1 protein-coding gene is annotated in these 234 nt (G+C 73.5%); it reads right to left on the bottom strand.

The genetic code is table 11. The features are described 5' to 3' along the window. Positions 1–234, bottom strand: a 234-nt coding sequence (locus KVS67_RS13305) for an arginase family protein (RefSeq protein WP_217565576.1), incomplete at both ends; no start/stop codon positions are given.

Genomic DNA, 234 nt, shown 5'->3' with positions numbered 1-234 from the left:
GTTCGGCACGGCGAAGCCGGCCGGTGCGCTCACCCCCGGGGCGACGGCGGCCGGCAGCACATCCAGGTCGATCGGTAGGTAGAGCACGTCCACGGCGTTGATGAACGAGCGCACCCAGCGGCGCACGCCGGTGACGTCGGCGGACTGGGCCTGCTCGTCGGTCACCCACGTGACCCCGCGTTCGCGCGCGGTGTCGGACAGTGCCCGGGGGTGGTTGGCCTCGCTGGTGCCCAC

It is taken from the genome of Micrococcus sp. GbtcB5, from assembly GCF_019091605.1.
Classification (GTDB): Bacteria; Actinomycetota; Actinomycetes; order Actinomycetales; family Micrococcaceae; genus Micrococcus; species Micrococcus luteus.
This window is presented reverse-complemented; position numbering and strand designations above follow the sequence as displayed.